General features: G+C 39.0%; 16 protein-coding genes. 3 read left to right on the forward strand and 13 right to left on the reverse strand.

Annotated features, from left to right (window positions below):
• Window positions 1–84 precede the first annotated feature (84 nt).
• From H5118_RS16910 to H5118_RS16965, 12 genes are all read right to left on the reverse strand, one after another.
• The gene (locus H5118_RS16910; RefSeq protein ID WP_182716479.1) at window positions 85–2,817 is read right to left on the reverse strand and encodes an ExeM/NucH family extracellular endonuclease; all 2,733 of its coding nucleotides are present in this window, start codon (window positions 2,815–2,817) and stop codon (window positions 85–87) included.
• Between the two features lie 127 nt (window positions 2,818–2,944).
• Entirely contained in the window at window positions 2,945–3,955 is a 1,011-nt protein-coding gene (hemB, locus tag H5118_RS16915; protein WP_182749555.1) for a porphobilinogen synthase, read from the reverse strand.
• Between the two features lie 12 nt (window positions 3,956–3,967).
• A complete protein-coding gene (locus tag H5118_RS16920) occupies window positions 3,968–5,821 on the reverse strand; it encodes a diguanylate cyclase (protein WP_182749556.1) in 1,854 nt (617 codons plus the stop codon).
• Window positions 5,821–6,606: a TatD family hydrolase gene (locus H5118_RS16925; protein ID WP_182749557.1), complete on the reverse strand. Its 786-nt coding sequence runs from the start codon at window positions 6,604–6,606 to the stop codon at window positions 5,821–5,823. Before H5118_RS16925 ends, H5118_RS16920 begins: the two co-directional genes overlap by 1 nt.
• Window positions 6,606–7,121: a hypothetical protein gene (locus H5118_RS16930; protein WP_182696408.1), complete on the reverse strand. Its 516-nt coding sequence runs from the start codon at window positions 7,119–7,121 to the stop codon at window positions 6,606–6,608. Before H5118_RS16930 ends, H5118_RS16925 begins: the two co-directional genes overlap by 1 nt.
• A 1-nt stretch (window position 7,122) precedes the next feature.
• Entirely contained in the window at window positions 7,123–7,863 is a 741-nt protein-coding gene (tatC, locus tag H5118_RS16935; RefSeq protein ID WP_024604418.1) for a twin-arginine translocase subunit TatC, read from the reverse strand.
• Window positions 7,864–7,911: 48 nt separating this feature from the next.
• On the reverse strand, window positions 7,912–8,244 hold the full coding sequence (gene tatB, locus H5118_RS16940) for a Sec-independent protein translocase protein TatB (RefSeq protein WP_024597077.1): 333 nt from the start codon (window positions 8,242–8,244) through the stop codon (window positions 7,912–7,914).
• A 5-nt stretch (window positions 8,245–8,249) separates the two neighbouring features.
• Window positions 8,250–8,498: a Sec-independent protein translocase subunit TatA gene (tatA, locus tag H5118_RS16945; protein ID WP_004334954.1), complete on the reverse strand. Its 249-nt coding sequence runs from the start codon at window positions 8,496–8,498 to the stop codon at window positions 8,250–8,252.
• A gap of 80 nt (window positions 8,499–8,578) precedes the next feature.
• Window positions 8,579–10,180 carry a ubiquinone biosynthesis regulatory protein kinase UbiB gene (gene ubiB / locus H5118_RS16950; RefSeq protein ID WP_024597076.1) on the reverse strand — a complete coding sequence of 534 codons (1,602 nt, stop codon included), beginning with the start codon at window positions 10,178–10,180 and terminating at the stop codon, window positions 8,579–8,581.
• 9 nt (window positions 10,181–10,189) lie between these two features.
• Entirely contained in the window at window positions 10,190–10,873 is a 684-nt protein-coding gene (locus tag H5118_RS16955) for an SCP2 domain-containing protein (protein WP_004334950.1), read from the reverse strand.
• A gap of 11 nt (window positions 10,874–10,884) precedes the next feature.
• The gene (gene ubiE, locus H5118_RS16960; protein WP_024597074.1) at window positions 10,885–11,640 is read right to left on the reverse strand and encodes a bifunctional demethylmenaquinone methyltransferase/2-methoxy-6-polyprenyl-1,4-benzoquinol methylase UbiE; all 756 of its coding nucleotides are present in this window, start codon (window positions 11,638–11,640) and stop codon (window positions 10,885–10,887) included.
• Window positions 11,641–11,723: 83 nt separating this feature from the next.
• Window positions 11,724–12,710, reverse strand: a complete 987-nt coding sequence (locus H5118_RS16965) for a GGDEF domain-containing protein (protein ID WP_004334947.1) — start codon at window positions 12,708–12,710, stop codon at window positions 11,724–11,726.
• A gap of 334 nt (window positions 12,711–13,044) precedes the next feature.
• Between H5118_RS16965 and H5118_RS16970 the strand changes: the two genes are divergently transcribed.
• The gene (locus H5118_RS16970) at window positions 13,045–14,823 is read left to right on the forward strand and encodes a DUF885 family protein (protein ID WP_182749558.1); all 1,779 of its coding nucleotides are present in this window, start codon (window positions 13,045–13,047) and stop codon (window positions 14,821–14,823) included.
• 175 nt (window positions 14,824–14,998) lie between these two features.
• A complete protein-coding gene (locus H5118_RS16975; RefSeq protein WP_138489912.1) occupies window positions 14,999–16,480 on the forward strand; it encodes an FMN-binding glutamate synthase family protein in 1,482 nt (493 codons plus the stop codon).
• 46 nt (window positions 16,481–16,526) lie between these two features.
• Here the strand turns inward: H5118_RS16975 and mtnK are convergent, their stop codons facing one another.
• Window positions 16,527–17,744: an S-methyl-5-thioribose kinase gene (gene mtnK / locus H5118_RS16980; protein WP_182682781.1), complete on the reverse strand. Its 1,218-nt coding sequence runs from the start codon at window positions 17,742–17,744 to the stop codon at window positions 16,527–16,529.
• 129 nt (window positions 17,745–17,873) lie between these two features.
• Between mtnK and mtnA the strand changes: the two genes are divergently transcribed.
• Window positions 17,874–18,899, forward strand: a complete 1,026-nt coding sequence (gene mtnA, locus H5118_RS16985) for an S-methyl-5-thioribose-1-phosphate isomerase (RefSeq protein WP_182725052.1) — start codon at window positions 17,874–17,876, stop codon at window positions 18,897–18,899.
• The last annotated feature ends 54 nt before the right edge of the window (window positions 18,900–18,953 follow it).

An 18,953-nucleotide genomic window follows, 5' to 3' on the forward strand; every position in this document is an offset into this window, starting at 1 on the left:
GTTTAATGAAGCTTGTCTGAATTACATTTGTATAAAATAAAAAAGCCGCAAAAGCGGCTTTTTATATGTTTAGATTTTACTTAATTATTTCTTTTTAAATCGACGCACTATTGATAGTGGTGCTAAAAGAAGTGATAACCATAATAATGAACCTGCATCATTATCATCATCTGAGCGTAAGTTATTTACCTTAACGGCTACTTTTTCAATGTTTGATAAGTTACCAGCACTATCTTGAGCTTGTACTGTTAAAGTAATACGATTTTCGAATTCGTAATCAATCTCTCCAGCAACAATTAACTGCCCCTCATTGTTAATAGAAACGCTGTCATTATCAGATGTAATAAATTTAACAACAGGTGATTCATCGGCATTTGGATCACTAAAATCGAGCGTGCCGATAATTGTGCCAATTGCGCTGTTTTCATCGATTGCAAAAACTTGATCGGCTGCAATTACAGGTGTTTGCTCTTCAGGCGTTAAAGTAATTTCAGATTTAATGTCAATAATCACAGGGTCATGGTCTGATGCGCGGTATGCACTTTCAGAGTACAAGCTAGATTGTTGACCTTCGCTTTTAAACTCTACATTGTAATCAAGTGAAATAGGTTCATCTGCGTTGATATGCCAATCTGTTGCAGCGACAACTTTGCTAAGTAATGATTGTGTAGCTACTGCATGGTCTAAACTTCCTGCACGACCAGAAAAGCTATAAGAATAACCAAGTGTATCACCATCAATTTCAGCAACTACATTTTTGTAGCCTTTATCAGCAAATGCACGTATTGGATCTTCCATTGCGTAAGCATTCATATCGCCGACTAAAATAGTATCTTCGTCATCAACACCGGTTGGTTTGCTATCAAGCCAATCTGCGAATGCATTAGCACCTTGCGTGCGTATTTCATTCCAACAGCCTTGGCCATCACCTAAATCTGCATTATTTCCAGAAGCACTACCACAACTTTTAGATTTAAGATGTGACACAGCAACAGTAAATACTTCATCAGTTTCTATTGATTTAAAGCTTTGTGCAATTGGAGCACGGTTACTAAAATCAAATGGAGCCTCAGTTGTAATGGCTGCAGTGCCTACTTCTTCTACTTTGTTAGCACGATAGATAAGTGCGGTAGTAATTGCATCGGTACCAATTTGATCTACATTAAAATCAACAAAAGCATAGTTGTTAGCACTATCTGCATCATTTAATGCATCTACTAAGCTAGCAATTGCACTAAATTCGCCAAAGCCATCATTCTCAATTTCCATTAAACCAACAACATCGGCCTCAATAGCGCTAATAGCACTTACAATTTTAGCTTCTTGACGAATAAATTCAGCTTCAGTATCTGCACCTCGAGATGTAGGGAACCCTCCGCCTTGGCCATCACCATTGAAGTAATTAAGTACGTTAAAGCTAGCTACACGTAAATCTGCTTCAGCATTAAGTTCAGGCGCATCTTCACGTGCATTTGTTGCAATAAACGAAGGCGCTAAAGTTGGGTGAATTCGGTAAAGACCGAAGCTATAAGCAAGTGCCCCTGTAACAGTATTAACAGTATCGCCAGTTCGTAATGTATTTTCTGCCGATAAGCCTGGAGTTGGATAAGCTGTAGGGTCTAAGTTTTGTACTGTAGAGCCATCATCTATTAAAATCTTTTTAAGTAGATTTTCAGTTTCAACTGCATTAGCAGCATCGCCAGGTAACGCAACCTGAGTACCTTGGTACAAGCGCTCTGTTGCTAATTCAACTTCACCATATCGACCAAGACCAAAGTTATTAGTCACTACTAATGGTTGCTCTAATGTGACTAACATACCTTCAAAAGCTTCTAAATCAGTTGTATTAGCTAAAGGTAAAGTGATTTTTGTAGCTGCTGCAGCTAAACCAGTGCCACACACCGCAACTTGGCTAACACTGCCAATTTGTGTTGCATCAAAATATTCTTCAACAGTACCTTGTACACGTACATGGTCGCCTACATTCACGTCAGTATCTGCAAAATATACAAATACACCTTCAGAGGTAAGTGGATTTGCATCTATATCAGCAGCCAGTGAGTTAACAAAAAAGCCTTTTAATTGTTCATCACCTTGAAAATCGGCGCTTACAACACCTTCAAGTTCTACTAATGTACCTACAAGTGGGCTAGCAGAGCCGTCACCTTGAATAGCATTTATTAGTGTTTTTTCTGCACCACAAACTAGTGGTTCAAGTGGTTCTGGCTCAGGGTCTGGCACAGGAGCGGTACCGCCGTTTCCTGTGTGTGAACCTAATCCATCAAAGGTGTCAATATCAAACTGTTCCCATTCTTCGCTAGGATCAAAAATGGCTGTCGAGTCAGTTCGGCCTGTGGTAATGCTATCTTTTCTTCGCAGCGTTTTGTTAACCGTAGTTACACCCCCTTCAGACCACTCTGAACCCGGATCAACACCAACTTGACCAAAACTATCAACAATTACACCGTCTTTAGTTAAAACAAGGGCATCATCACCGTTATAGTAGGTTACTGTGCTGGTTTCATCTGCAATATCAAGTATTGCAGCTGCTGCACTGGGGTTTGAAATAATGTAGGTGGTATTGGCGGCCAATGTTCCGGTTAAATCAATCGAGTTGCCAATCGAACTGCTACCATTTGAATAGAGTCCTAAAGTATAACCTTCAAGAGAAAGCTCCGTATCAGCATTATTATAAAGCTCGATTGCTTTATTATTACTGCTTCCCTCTATATATTCTGAAATGATTAGATCAGCGGATGCTGGTGCACTGAGACTTGCTATAACAAGTGCGAGTGGTGTTATTTTTGTTTTAAACATTTTTTTATTATTCCCGTGTATTAATCCCAAAATGGGACACCAGTTTAGAGAATAAATATGACGGAAATAATACAAAAATGTAAACGAATGTAAATAAAAGGCGGTTTAACCGCCTTTTAATAAAAAATTACTTTTTAGCTAGATATTTTGCGGCTTGCTTAGCAAAGTAGGTTAATATTCCATCGGCTCCTGCACGCTTAAATGCAAGTAAAGATTCCATTATTGTAGCCTCTTCACTTAACCAACCGTTATCAATTGCTGCTTTGTGCATTGCATACTCGCCACTTACCTGATATGCGAAAGTAGGTACACCAAATTCGTCTTTAACACGCCGTACAATATCTAAATAAGGCATACCGGGCTTTACCATAACCATATCAGCGCCTTCTTGTAAGTCTAATGCGACTTCACGTATTGCTTCATCAGAGTTTGCTGGATCCATTTGGTAAGTTTTTTTATCAGCACCTTTTAAGTTACCAGCAGAGCCTACAGCATCTCTAAATGGGCCATAGTAGCTAGATGCGTATTTAGCTGAGTAGGCCATAATTCGAGTATGAATAAACCCATCAGCTTCAAGTGCTTCGCGAATAGCGCCAATACGACCATCCATCATATCAGAAGGGGCAACAACATCAGCACCAGCTTCTGCATGGGAAAGTGCTTGTTTAACTAAAATTTCAGTAGTGACATCATTAATAACATAACCTGAATCATCAATAATACCGTCTTGGCCATGCGTAGTGAAAGGGTCAAGTGCTACATCAGTAATCACACCCAACTCAGGAAAAGCTTCTTTTAACGCTCTTACGGTGCGTTGTGCTAAGCCATCATCGTTATATGCTTCTTCGGCAAATAATGATTTTTTATCCGTAGGCGTTACTGGAAAAATAGCAACGGCAGGTACGCCAAGTTCAACGAGTTCTTTTGCTTCAACAAGCAGTAAATCAATTGATAGGCGCTCAATACCAGGCATTGATTCAATTACCTCGCGGCGATTTTTACCATCAAGTACAAATACAGGGTAAATTAAATCATTTACGCTAAGCTGGTTTTCAGCCATTAAGCGGCGAGAAAAGTCGCTGCGGCGCATTCTGCGCATGCGAGTATATGGGAAAAGGTCTAATCCTGATTGGGCCATGTTAATATGCTCCTACTGTGGTAATGGAAAAGTAATTACTTGATTACGGCCATGCTGCTTTGCGTAATAAAGTGCTTTGTCGGCGCACTCAGTAAAAATTTGAGGGTTGCTAACATCATCAGCAATACTGGTGTATACACCAGCGCTAATAGTAAATTGAATATCATTATTGGCAACCGTTACTGTACTTACTGAGATATCAGCTCGTATTTTTTCAGCTATGTCTTGTGCGCCTTCACTAGGGGTATTAGGTAATAGCACAACAAATTCTTCACCGCCATAACGGGCAACTTCATCGAGTGGTCGTTTTAAATGGTCTTTTATAAGGTCAGACACTGCTTTAATAACTTGATCGCCAATGATATGGCCGTACGTGTCGTTGATATTTTTAAATCGATCTATATCAAGCATAACAATGCTAAGCGGCGTTTGTTCGCGACGAGAGCGACGAAGCTCCATTACCAGTTTTTTATCAAAAAAGCGTCTGTTTTTTATTCCAGTCAATGCGTCTTCAGTATTTAGTAACTCAAGTGAGCGGTTTTTTTCTTCAAGCTCTCTAAGCGTCACTTGTAATTCAAAGGTGCGCTCGTCCACCTGAGATTCAAGTTCTTGGCGAGTTTTTTCTTGTAATTTTAAGCGCTCTTTAAGTAGTGTATCTTGTGCTGTGTTTTCAGCAATCAAGGTTTGTTGAGCAATCACTTCTTCATCGCGTTGTAAAATAAATAACTTCATTACGCTGTAGCATAAGCAAAAAGTGCAACCAAAAAAGCATGCAAATACAAATGCGAGCGTACTTCTGTCAAAGGCGTATAGGCCCATTACTGCAACAGTAAAATAAAGCATTACCACCAAGAAAAAAACCAATACAAGTAATAGTGCTTTGTTTGGTTTAGAAGGCGTTAAACGCACGCACATAAACGTAGTTACAATATAAAAGCCTAAAACGATTGGAGTAGTGATTAAACAAAATAATGTAACTATGTTGTTTGGAAGTAGCCAAATAAATAATAACGAAATGGCTAAAGCGTTAACTACAACTTTTTGAATAGTTAGCAGAAGAGAGGGCCTGGGATGGCAAACTTGCTTCTGCAAAGGCAAAAACAATAAAGTGATAAGCATAAGTAATATAGGGGTCATAACTTGCTGTAATGCAGGCAAATTAGGATGAACGTACCTTAAGCCAAAACCACAAAGGTAGGCTAATACACTACCTAATGTGAGAGATATAACCCCAGCATAAACAAAATAACCTTTACGTGAAAAACCATATAAAACTATGCAACTCACACCCAAAGAAAATATAAAACCAATCAATAAGCCATAGAGTAAATTGAGTTTTCCTTTGTGTGCCAAATAAGCTTCTGGTTGCCACAGTGTTAAAGGGACTCGCAAGCCTGAACTATTCGCCACTTTCATTATAATAAGCGTTTCGCTATTTGCAGGGCTGAGCAGTTTAACTAATAAAGATTCACTTTTAATTGTGCGCTTATATAAGGGGTAGGCATCACCAATTTGAGTATAAGAAAGTAATTGCGAGTTATGTAATTGATATACTTGAACGTCGTTTAGCAAAGGATTGTTTAGTGACAATATTTGCTCAGTATTATAACTAAGTGTGTTTTTTATTTTAAGTTTTATCCATACAGGACGCTGCTCTAGTCCTAAATTAAGGGGTTTTGCTGTGTTTTTTTGCCACTGTATATGGCTACTTTGTTGTGCACTTAATAGCGACGTTGGTTCAAAAGAGTAATACAGGTTATTAATGTTTTGAGAGTTAAAATCGTGTTTTATTATTACTGGGTTTGCGAAACAGCAAAAAGTGCAAAGGAATACTAATAGGCTTAAAAGTGCCTTTGCATAGGCCATTAACGATCTTCTAAACCAAAAACACGGTGAAAGTTTTCTGTAGTTTTACGGGCCACAACTTCTTCATCTATTTGATAAAGTTGTGCAACCGTTTGACAGATATAAAGAAGCAGGGCAGGTTCATTTTTACGTGATTTAGATTTTGGTTTAACTGTTCGTGGAATTAAAAATGGTGCATCAGTTTCTATTAATAATCGATCTAGAGGAATGCTAGGCACTAGCTGTTGTAAATCTTTTCCACGCCTTTCATCACATACCCAACCCGTTATACCAATATATAGACCTAAATCTAAATATTGCTTTAGAGCTGCTGAGTTACCCGTAAAGCAGTGGAGTACACCGCGAATACTAAACTCTTTTAAAATACTTAGCATGTCGTCACTTGCATCACGTTCATGCAAGTAAACAGGTAAATCTAATTTCTCTGCAAGTGCTAATTGGCGCCTAAAAACACTACGCTGTACATCGCGAGGCGAAAAGTCGCGGTTATAATCAAGGCCACACTCACCAATAGCAATAACATGCTTATTATTTGCAAGTACAGTTAGTTGTGCTTCTAGTTCATTAGTGGCTGATTTTGCATCATGTGGGTGGATACCCGCCGTAGAATATTGAAGATGCTTTGTTGCAAGTTTAAGTGATTGCTGACTGCTTGCAATATCACAACCAATAATAAGCATATTTGTAACACCCGCTTCATTGGCACGGGTAATTACATCGTGATGCTGCTCATCAAATTGATGATTAGTTAAGTTAACTCCAGCATCAATTAACGTATATGACATTACTTAGTACGTTTAACGCGAATAGAGCGGTTTTGCCCTTCTTTATGCAGCAAAAATGAGTTAAAAACACCACGGCTAATTACAATCGTATCGTTCTTTTTCAAGCGCATGCTGTCAGAGCCAATTTGACGCCATTGTTGACCGTTATCTAGCGAAATAATTAACTCGCCGTAAGCAGCTTCTTCAACTGAAGCAACCATCGCTTTAATTTCAGCGTCTTTTTCTGTCTGTGATTTTTTGTACTCTAACCCAAACTCATCTGCTGTTTTTTTCACTTCTGTTGGTGTTGTGGCTACTGCCTGAGGTACATTATTAGCTGTTGGTGGTGTGAGCGTTTTTGTTACTGATGGCTTAACCAGTGACTTACCCGCGATGGTATTATCGTAACAAAGTAAGCGGTTAAAATCGTTTTCAATAAAGCTACATGCCTGTAACGCTTGAGTATTAAACTCTGTTTGCGCAGCAAAAGTCGGTGCGCTTAATAAAACCAATAGTGAGAGCAGTTGTTTTTTCATTTTATTCCTCAGATTCTTTTTGTGGTTTAGCGGTATAAAACTTTGCTAAAATTAGACCTAGTTCAAACAGAAGAAGCATCGGAAATGCTAGCAATGTTTGTGATAATACATCAGGCGGTGTTAAAAACATCGCGACTACAAAAACACCCACGACGATATAAGGGCGCTTTTCTTTTAAGCTTTTTGTTGTTGTTGCGCCACTCCAGCATAGCAACATAATAGCCACAGGAATTTCGAAAGCGACGCCAAATGCAAAAAACAATTTTAATACAAATCCTAGATAGCTAGCGATATCGGGCGCTAGAGTCATCATTTCGGGACCTGTACTTGTAAAAAAACCTAATATAATTGGTAGTACTGCAAAGTAGCAAAAAGCGATACCCCCATAAAACAAGACAACGCTTGAGATTAGTATAGGTATTAGCATTTTCTTTTCATTTTGGTACAAGCCAGGAGCTATAAACCCCCAAATTTGATGAAGTATCCATGGAGTAGATAATAAAGCCGCAACAAAAAAAGTAAGCATCATAGGGACTATAAAAGGGTCACTCACATTTATAGCTATCATGGTCGCGCCATTAGGTAAATGAACTACTAATGGTGCAGCTATAAGTTCGTAAATATCATCTTTAAAATAAAACAGCGCGATAAAAAATAATAAAATGCTCAATAGCGCTTTTATTAGCCGATCACGCAACTCAATTAAATGAGCTACAAACCCTGATTTTACTTCCTCAGCCATTATTTTTTATACCATGTAGTAAGTTGACCACAAAGTGAGAAATAAATTTCACTTTTTCTCATCAAGTTGTTGGTTATTTGATGTATCAGATTGTTGTTTTTTGTAGCTGTGAGTAACTGATTCAGCCGCTTTTTGTAGCTCTGTTAGTGAGCTTTGTAACTCAGGGCTTAAATCTTTTAATTCTTGCTGTTCTGCTTTTTTAAGGTTTTCGTGCAGCTCATGGATGCGAAGCTCTTCACTTACTTCGGCTTTTACTGAGTTGGCAAGTGATTTAGCGGTTTTAACCCATTTACTCACTGTTCTAATCGCAACAGGTAAGCGCTCAGGGCCGAGCACCACTAAACCAACAATAAAAATAACAACAAGTTCCCACATGCCCATACTAATTAAACCTTATTGTTATCTTTGTTTTTTTCAGTATCGGTTGAGTTGTCAGCAGTGTTTTTTTCTGATTGTTGAATTTGCTCGGATTTCTCTTTCTCGCTCATTTGATCATCTGACATTGCTTTTTTGAAGCCCTTTACAGCGCCCCCAATATCGCCACCCATACCGCGTAGTTTTTTTGTGCCAAAAAGTAAAACTATGATCGCTAAAACAATTAATAATTGCCAAATACTAATACCACCAAAACCCATGGTTTTCTCCAATATATAAAACGGTTAAATGTTTATTTTAAATACTAATTATACGCTCACTAGCGCAAATAGCACCCAGTTTATGCGCTGCGCCATGCCGCTATAAAGCTAATAGCCGATAAGCTTATTGCAAGACTTGCAGCTATTAAATCGTGCTGTAAATAACAAAGTGTTGCCATAATCATTGTAGCACTACCAAATAAACTCAATATTAAAGGTTTATGAGATACCTTTTGTTCTTGCGGTTGAATGTGTGGTGCACGCTTTAAATTTTGGTAAATTAGATCCGGTAACTCGGGCATTTTTTCAGCCCAAAATGGCAAGTTAGCATACATTTGCTTCAGTACTGATAGCGGTCCAACTTGTTGCTTTACCCAGTCTTCTAAAAAGGGCTTAGCTGTTTTCCATAAGTCGAGTTGTGGGTATAGCTGACGCCCCAATCCTTCAACGTATAATAAAGTTTTTTGTAGTAATACTAATTGCGGCTGTACCTGCATGTTAAAACGACGTGCAGTATTAAATAGATTTACGAGTACGTGCCCAAATGAAATTTCAGCCAAAGGTTTATTAAATATAGGCTCGCAAACTGTGCGAATCGCAAATTCAAATTCTTCAATGCTAGTATCTGGTGGTACCCAACCAGAATCAACGTGTAGTTGTGCAACTTGGCGATAATCACGATTAAAAAAGGCGATAAAGTTTTCAGCTAAATAGCGTTTATCTTCTTTGCTTAACGTACCAACAATACCGCAATCAATACCGATATACATTGGGTTTTCAGGGTGCTCTCGAGAGACGAAAATATTACCCGGATGCATGTCGGCATGAAAAAAACTGTCTCTAAACACCTGCGTAAAAAACACTTCTACGCCACGCTCAGCAAGTAATTTCATATTAGTGTTTTGCGCCATAAGTGCATCGGTATCAGAGACGGGTATGCCGTAAATACGCTCCATCACCAGCACATTGCTACGGCTGTAATCACTGTAAACTGCAGGGATGTATAATGAATCAGAGCCTTCAAAATTGCGTTTTAGTTGAATGCCGTTGGCACCTTCTCGCATTAAGTCGAGCTCGTCTAGGAGTGTTTTCTTATATTCTTTAACTACTTCTACAGGACGCAGGCGTTTTGATTCGTTATGTACTTTTGCAAGTACCTTTGCGAGCTTTTCCATTAACGCTAAATCGGCATTAATTTGCTCATAAATATTGGGTCTAATAACCTTAATTACGACATCTTGCTCAATACTCTGCTCATCAATAAGTTTTGCTGTATGTACTTGCGCTATAGATGCAGAGGCCAGTGGAGTTTGTGAAAACTCACTAAATAATTCACTTATATCGTTAATTTCGAGCGCTTTTTCTATTATTTTTTGTGCAAGTTCGCCTTCAAATGGTTGAACTTGATCTTGCAAAAACGCAAGCTCTAAAGCGATATCATGAGGGAGTAAATCACGACGAGTAGAGAGCATTTGACCAAATTTGATCCAAACAGGACCCAGCTCTTGTAATGCTAAACGTAAACGTAGCCCCGCCGGTTTTTCTTTGTGCTGATTACGCAGCCAAAATAAACTACCACGGGCTATTTTACCAAACCAAGGCACTTTATGCTTTGGAATTAGCTCGTCTAGTCCATAGCTAAGTAACGTTTTGGTGATGTTATACAAACGTGCAGTCGACACAAAAAATCCTTAGCGGGTGTTTGAAGGTAAAAAAGAATTTAAGAGGGCGTTAATGCGTTGCTCAACGGCAGCGACTTGTCCTTTGAGTTCTCTATTTTTTTGTTTAAATTGCTCAAGTTCTAATGGATGAATAGTAATTGCGAGCTCATCTTGGCATAAACTTGTAAGCATGGTACTTATTTTAGTATTGGTTTTGCTGCTCTTTTGTTTTAGTTCTTTTAAGTGCAGGTATAACTGCTGAGCGGGTGCATCGCCAATGTATTTAGAAAGTTGTTCAGGCCAATCAATATCAATACCTGAAAATGCATTGCTATAAGTTTGCGCAATATTTAAATCGCCTTGTAAGTCGAGCTTATCTTGGCGAATTAATTGGGTAAGCATTGCAGGGTTTTTGAGCGCTAAAAGTGTTTCTATATCTGCGCTGATCATACAATCTGCGTTTTCGTTACTTTGGGCACTGTATAAGTGTAATTGATCAGCACTATAAACGAGTTGGATGCTTTGTTGCCAATCTCTTATTTCAACCACTAAGCGCTTATGTTTAACGGCGTTTAGCTTTTGAGATAATTGTGGGTCAAGGCTAAGCGCTTGATTTAGTACACGCTCAATAAGCGAAAGTACAAAATTAGGTAACATAAAAAACTCAGATGACATTGCACCATTATTGCTTTTTGTTATTTTTTCAAGCGCCATAACTGCTAGCCTTAATATTTAAAACCACGATGCAGTGCAACAATTCCGCCTGTGAGGTTTTGGTATGTTGTTTGTTCAAAGCCCGCATCTTCCATCATCGCTTTTAATGTGTCTTGATCTGGATGCATACGAATAGACTCAGCTAAATACTTGTACGATTCACTGTCGTTAGCAACTAGCTTACCCATTGTTGGCAATAAATTAAATGAGTAAAAATCGTAAGCTTTACTAAGTACGTCATGCTCTGGTTTTGAAAACTCTAAAACAAGTAATCTGCCACCTGGCTTTAAAATACGGTACATAGAGCGTAATGCTTTGTCTTTATCGGTAACGTTACGTAAGCCAAAGGCAATAGTGATCACATCAAAGCTATTATCTGGAAATGGCAGCATTTCAGCATTCATTTGTACGTAGTCAATATTGCCTACTAAGCCAAGATTGTGTAGTTTTTCACGACCAACCTTAAGCATAGATGAATTTATATCGCCCAAAACAACTTGACCGGTCTCGCCAACTAGTTGACTAAATTTTGCCGTTAAGTCGCCAGTGCCGCCGGCTAAATCGAGTACATGATGGCCTTTACGAACACCTGAGCTTGCAATAGTTTGACGTTTCCATAAACGATGCACACCAAAAGACATTAAATCATTCATTACATCGTATTTTGCAGCTACTGAGTGAAATACATCAGCAACCATAGAAGCTTTATCGCCCTCGGCTACTGTTTTATAACCAAAATGCGTGGTCTTTTGTTCGGTTTCGTTCATGACTAATCTCTATCGTGACAATAGAGGTTAGTGTACTTTATTGTACGCAGTAGGTGCAATTTGAATATGATTTATCAGGTAATTTATTGCCCTGCAGTGTAGCTACTTTGCCCTAATGACCGCGCTTTAAAAGCCGCATGAGACGCTTTTTTAGCTAACTGGTTAAAATCATCTTCTTGTAGATGTTGAGCAATTCCTAGAGATAAGCCAATACTAGGTAACTTAATCCCTGTTTTTGAACTAACAAAGCGAAGCTTTTCGACTCCATTTCGGACTTTTTCAGCTATAACATTGGCTGTTTCTGGGTCTATATCGGCGAGTAAAACAGTAAATTGATCTTTAGCTGTGCGGCCAGGCAAGCCACTTTGAAAAACATATTTTTGCACTTGTTTAGCTACTTTATTCAAAATAACTTCACCAATTATATCACCGTAATTTTCAGTAAAGTGATCAAGGTTATCTATTTGAATCGCAATGGCGCAAATAGACTTTTTTTGATTAGTCCATACTTGAGTTTGTTGCGTTAAATAATGGCGTTTATAAAGCCCTGTTTGGCTATCAATAATATGTTGTTTACGAAGTTGATTTAGCTGCTTTTTTGTTTTTTCGTGTAGTTGTTTGGCTTTACTTAGTTCTTGCTTAAATTGCTTGTGTTGATTTAGTAATTCGGCGGTTTGATTATGAAGTACTTCAAGCGCTTGACGGCTTTGTTCTATGTTGTTCTCATCTAGTGAATGTACGCATTCGCTCACCTGACCCGCAAAGCGAATTATCTGTTTTTCAGTAGCTTGAGAGTTTTGAGAAAGTGAACTTATAACACCATCAACATTTTGAATCATGTTGACTTGCTCTGTGTGACCGGTATTTAAAAATTCAGCATGGAGCTGTTCAATTAAAACACTGTCTATATTATCTTCAACCGCAATAGCGCGGTCTAAGGCTTTGTTCAGCTCAAGGTTAGTTTGGCTAGTATAGGTATAAACAACTTGATAATTGAGCGGCGTAGGAGAAAGTGCATAGCGCTCTAAAAACACACACACTTTAGTCATCTTCTCTTGTGCAATAGCCATGGAATCATGGAACATCATTTTAAATACCAACTAAGTACGCATAAGTGCAAATTTTAAAATATCTCATTCCATGAGGCGGTTATGCGTCCGAGCTTTTTATTATTTTTTTATACAGTAATCATTATCCGCGCTATTTAAAAGCAAAAACGATAGTTAGGGAACTTAAATTTTACTTTAGCAGCCCAATCGCTGTTTTTCTCATCAATTCGGCTGGTTTTTACTTCTGTTAACGTATGTAGCATTATTTCAATATGCTAGTTTGTCTCATTTACTTGCTATTTCTTTAGCCTACGATAGTTTTATGCAATCTATTGCATCATCAAGTTAAATAATAATGAATCTTTTTTTACCAAAAACGCTTCGCCAAACGCTTCTTGGCATAACTGCTTTATGTTCGTTAAGTGCATGTCAAATAACCACACCCAATGCGGATGAGCAGTTTACTCAAGTAGCACAATCTATTGTTCAATATAGAGAAAGTATAAATCCTTATAGCAGTTCAAAAGGGGTTGATGGCTATTTACTTGCCAATTTATCGCCAGAATTTTTAGCAAAGCAGTACAAAAGTAATACTCAATTATTAGCAGACTTAGATGCCGTAGATGCAACTAAGCTTAGTGACGAAAATCAAATTAACTTAAGTATTATTCGTGCTCAGGTGCAAAATAGCGTTGACGAATATGTGTTTAATGCGCATTACATGCCGCTTACATCTGAGTATGGTTTTCACTCCGGTCTGTCGTACATCGTTAACAGTTCTCAATATAAAAAAGAGCAAGATTTAGAGACATACCTTGCACGTTTAGCACAAATCCCCCGCTTTTTTGGGCAAAATATATATTGGATGAAAAAAGGGCTCGAAACAGGTCTCACCCAACCAAAAGCAGTGTTAGAAGGATACGAAGACTCCATAAGTACTTATATTGTTGATGATGTAACTCAATCAGAATTTTATAAACCGTTTTTAGCTAACACTGCCAGTTTAAGTGAGAGTGACTTTTATGCACTTCAACAGCGAGCTAAAGTTGTTTTAAAAAATAAAGTAATACCAGCATATAAAAGCTACTTAACGTTTTTTACTGAGCAATACCAACCGGGCGCCCGCACAAGTATTGGTATTTCAGAAACCCCTAATGGCAAAGCTTTTTATAAAAATCGTGCTAAGCATTACACCACTACCGACATGACACCAAAAGAGATCCACCAGCTAGGCTTAAAAGAAGTTGCTCGCATTCGAGGTGAAATGGAAGCTGTAATAAAAGAAGTTGGTTTTAAAGGCTCATTTGCTGAGTTTATTCACTTTTTACGTACCGACCCACAGTTTTACGCAACAACACCTGAGCAACTTTTAAAAGAAGCATCTTACATTGCTAAAAAAATGGATGCACAGCTGCCTAAGTTATTTCATACCTTACCGCGCAAACCTTATGGCGTGGCACCGGTACCCGCAAGTATTGCCCCTAAATACACAACAGGTCGGTATTCTGGCTCTAATCGAGATGATGAAGCTGGATACTACTGGGTAAATACTTACGCTTTAGATAAGCGCCCTTTGTATGTTTTAGAAGCATTAACATTGCACGAAGCAGTGCCAGGTCATCATTTACAAATATCACTTAATGCAGAGCTTGAAAATTTGCCGAGCTATCGTCGTGATGCTTACCTTTCGGCATTTGGCGAAGGTTGGGGGCTTTACTCTGAATATTTAGGTTTAGAGGCAGGCTTTTATCAAGACCCATATAGCCGTTTTGGTCGCTTAACTTATGAAATGTGGCGAGCAGCACGTTTGGTTGTTGATACAGGGATGCACATGTATGGCTGGAGCCGCGAGCGAGCTATGAACTTTATGAGCGAGAACACCGCGCTTTCGCTGCATAATGTTAAAACAGAAACTGACCGTTATATATCTTGGCCAGCTCAGGCACTGTCATACAAAATTGGTGAGTTAACTATTAAACGTTTACGTGTTGAAGCAGAGCAAGCGCTTGGACCAAATTTTGATATTCGCGAATTTCACCATCAGGTTCTTCGCCATGGTTCAGTGCCCTTGTCAGTATTAGAAACACAGGTACGTTTATATATAAAAAATGAGTTAACTAAGCTGCAAAATTAGCTTTGTAGGGCTTATAAACCTTGAACAAACAAAGGTGTTGTGTCATTTTGACCGCAACACCTTTTTTATACCACAGACCTAGTAATGTAGTTTATTTTAGCGACTCCAATCGTCAAAATATTCACATACTACGCAATAGGTATTATCTAAAAATATAGCCATCAAGGGGCCTTAGATGAGCAATTTCATTATGTTTAGTATTGACGTATTTGCGAGTATTTTTATTATCGCACTTGGGTTAATTGTGCTTACTGTTATTATTTTTTACTTTCGCGATATAACACAAACAAAACATGCTATTAGGCGTAACTACCCAGTAATTGGCCGCTTTCGATATTTTTTTGAACGCCAAGGTGAATTTTTCAGACAATACTTTTTTGCCCTCGATCGAGAAGAAATGCCATTTAACCGCGCTGAGCGCAGTTGGGTTTACCGTGCAGCAAAAGATGTCGATCGCACCGCTGCATTTGGTTCAACACAAAGCTTAGAAGTGACGGGTACGGTTATGTTTATGAACTGTGCTTTTCCTACTTTAGATGAAGAAGCACTCGACCCGAGTAATGTTACTTTAGGTCCGTATTGTAAAACACCTTACACCACTAATTCGTTATTTAATGTGTCGGGCATGAGCTTTGGTGCGCTTTCAAAGCCTGCTGTGCGCGCTTTATCAAAAGGTGCTAAATTAGCGGGTTGCTGGATGAACACAGGTGAAGGGGGCTTAAGCCCTTACCACCTTGAAGGTGGCGCCGATTTGGTATTTCAAATTGGTACAGCTAAATATGGTGCCCGAGACGAGCATGGAAACTTAAGCACCGAAAAACTTAAAGAAATAGCAGCTCACGAACAAGTCAAAATGTTCGAGCTAAAAATGAGCCAAGGTGCAAAACCAGGTAAAGGCGGTATGTTACCAGGGCGCAAAGTTAACGCCGAAATAGCTAAAATTAGGGGTATTCCAGAAGGGCAAGATTCGATTAGCCCAAATGGACACCCTGAAATCAAAAACCCAGCCGACATTCTCGATATGATTGCCACTGTACGTAATGCCACAGGAAAACCAACAGGCTTTAAAGCCGTTATTGGTGATTACACCTGGTTAGAAACGTTATTTGCAGAAATAAATCATCGTGGCATTGAGTCGGCACCCGATTTTATAACAATTGATAGTGCTGATGGTGGTACGGGGGCTGCACCGCAGCCGCTTATGGATTCGGTGGGTTTACCTCTTCGCGAAAGCTTGCCGCTTGTAGTTAATATGCTTGAAAAGCACGGGCTTCGAGATCGCGTGAAAATTATTGCATCGGGTAAATTAATCGTTCCTTCAAAGGTTGCATGGGCATTGGCGCTTGGTGCTGATTTTGTTGTATCGGCTCGTGGTCATATGTTTGCACTGGGCTGTATTCAGGCAATGCAATGTAATAAAGATACCTGTCCAACCGGGATCACTACGCATAACGAGCGTTTGCAACGCGGCTTAAATGTAGCTGATAAAGCGCAACGAGTAGCTAACTATAATAAATACATTCATTACGGAGCCGGTTTAATTGCTCACTCATGCGGTGTAACAAGTGCACGAGAGTTGGCTCGTAAGCATGTACGTATAGTGCAAGAAAGTGGGCTTTCAGAGCCGCTTGATAAAATTTATGAAAACTACAAGTAAGTTTTAACTAACTAGAAGGCGCTTATAGCGCCTTTTTTAATGCTTGTTAGTTTAATTGGCTTATTAATAAACTAAAGAATGCTTCTTTGTTGTTGCATGTTTGTGCATTTAAAATAAGTTGCTCGCCTAGTGCTAATGTTTGTTTTTGCACTGTAAGGCGCGCATTGTCATCACTAATACTATCTATATCGCTTACGTGCGCAAGCCCAATAGTACGCCTAATTAACTCAGCACCACAGTAACCAACAGCATCTTGCAATACGTTTTTCATAAAGTATTGCGCATAGCCTACTGGCGCTAGTGATTCATCTGTTGTTTTAGTGCGTATTAATTCAAGCCATTGCTGCTCAAATAAACTATAGGTGTCTACGATACAGCTAAGTAAATGTGTTTGGTAATTACGACGTGCTACAAAGTCATCAATATGCCCTGCTTGTGCGCAGTAATTCAATAGCAAATTACCAATAAAAGAGCCAATATCGAACCCAATAGGCCCAAAAAAGCCAAACTCTGGGTCAATCATCTTTGTATTATTACAATCAACAAAAATGCTACCGCTGTGCATATCACCATGAAGTAATGTTTGCGGGTTAGATAAAAAATTAGCTTTTAGTTTTGCTATTTCTAACTTCAATGCGTTGTTTTTTTGTATTGCGTCAACTTCGTTTTGTAGTTGCTTTGGGTAGTTATTGCGTTCGTGCTCAATGTACGGATCGCTAAAAAATAAGTCTTCAGTGATTTGGCAAAGCTCAGGATTAGTAAATTGGCTAACGAGTGCTTTTTTAGTTTGCGCGGTTAAGTAAAAATCTGAATTATAAAAGCCGGTGTGGCTTAAGTAGGTCGCTACGTGCTGCGCTAATTTAGGGAATTGCTCTGCATTATTTTGTGCAGTACGCAATATTTGTAAATTACCTAAATCTTCTAAAATAGTCAGCGCTTGCATTTCACTATAATGTAAAACATTAGCAGTATAAGTAGGGCAAATAGCACCATGGTTAAGTAAAACTTGTGCTTCTATACGGGCTCTATCAAGCGTTAATGGCCACGACTCACCCACGCAACGCGCGTAAGGCAGAGCTTGCTTTAAAATAACACTATTGTTTTGCTCATCAGTAATTCTAAATACTAAATTAAGATTGCCATCACCAAACTCATATGCCGATAAGGTTTGTCCGGAATCAAAAAAATTACATTGTTTAGATTCAATTAATGTCGATACGTAATCGATAGCGCGCTGTGCATTAAAAGCAACATAGTTAGTCATGGTTTAAATCTCAAAAATCAGCTTTTAAGCATTCTATACTTTTAAATGTTTAGATGTCTACAAGTCTAACTTGAGAGTTATTCAAAGTGGTGTAAAATAACGTTACGCATTTTTAATACCTTAAGCATTATGCAAAACTTAATCGCAAGCAGTTTAAAATATGAAAACGGGTCGCTTAGTGTGCTCGACCAATATTTACTACCTCACCAGCAGGTATGGCATCAGTGCCATGATGTAGAAACCATGAAAGAGCTGATCATTAACTTAAAAGTGCGTGGAGCCCCACTAATTGGCTTAGGCGCGAGCTTGTTAGTGGCGTATTTAGCTGAGCAAGGGTTAGTGAAAAGTGAGCTTGAAAAAGCAATCAATGAACTAGAAGCCACTCGTCCAACGGCGGTTAATTTAATGCATTGTATGGCGGCATTGCGAAAAGCTTTAACGCAAAGCGATTATGTTGCCGGTATTGTTAGTACTGCTGAGCGGTTGTTTATTGAAGATATTGAGCTGTGTGAACGAATGGCAAATCGTGGTGCCGAGCTTATAAATAGTGGCGACAACATATTAACTCATTGTAATACAGGGGCGCTTGCAACCGCTGGTATTGGTACTGCACTAGGTGTTATTTACAAAGCGCAGCAAAAATATGGCAACGTACATGTGTGGGTTGATGAAACACGACCATTATTACAAGGCGGTCGCTTAACTGCCTTTGAGCTTGAGCGCTGGAAAATTCCGTACACATTAATTTGCGATAATATGGCGGCAAGTTTAATGGCTGCAGGTAAGGTGGATAAAATAGTAGTAGGGGCTGATCGTATTGCTGCCAATGGTGATTTTGCTAATAAAGTGGGCACCTATAATTTAGCCGTACTTGCGTATTTTCATAACATTCCATTTTATGTCGTTGCGCCTATTACCACGCTTGATACCAACACCGCTTGTGGTAATGATATAGAAATAGAGCAACGTAATCCTCAAGAAGTGCGCGGAGTTAGCGGTAGCTTTGGCGAGGCTTTATGGGCGCCCATCAATGCTAATGTATATAACCCTGCATTTGATATAACGCCGGCAAAACTGGTCACAGGATGGGTGTTAGATACAGGTGTGTATAACCAAAGTCAGGTTGAAAATGGCGATCTCATAAAGCTTAAGTAGCTTCGCGATGTTTTGGTCCACGTTATGTTTATCAGTGTGGACCAAGGTTTTGAA

It is taken from the genome of Pseudoalteromonas sp. SR41-1 (assembly GCF_014164015.1).
Lineage (GTDB): Bacteria > Pseudomonadota > Gammaproteobacteria > Enterobacterales > Alteromonadaceae > Pseudoalteromonas > Pseudoalteromonas distincta.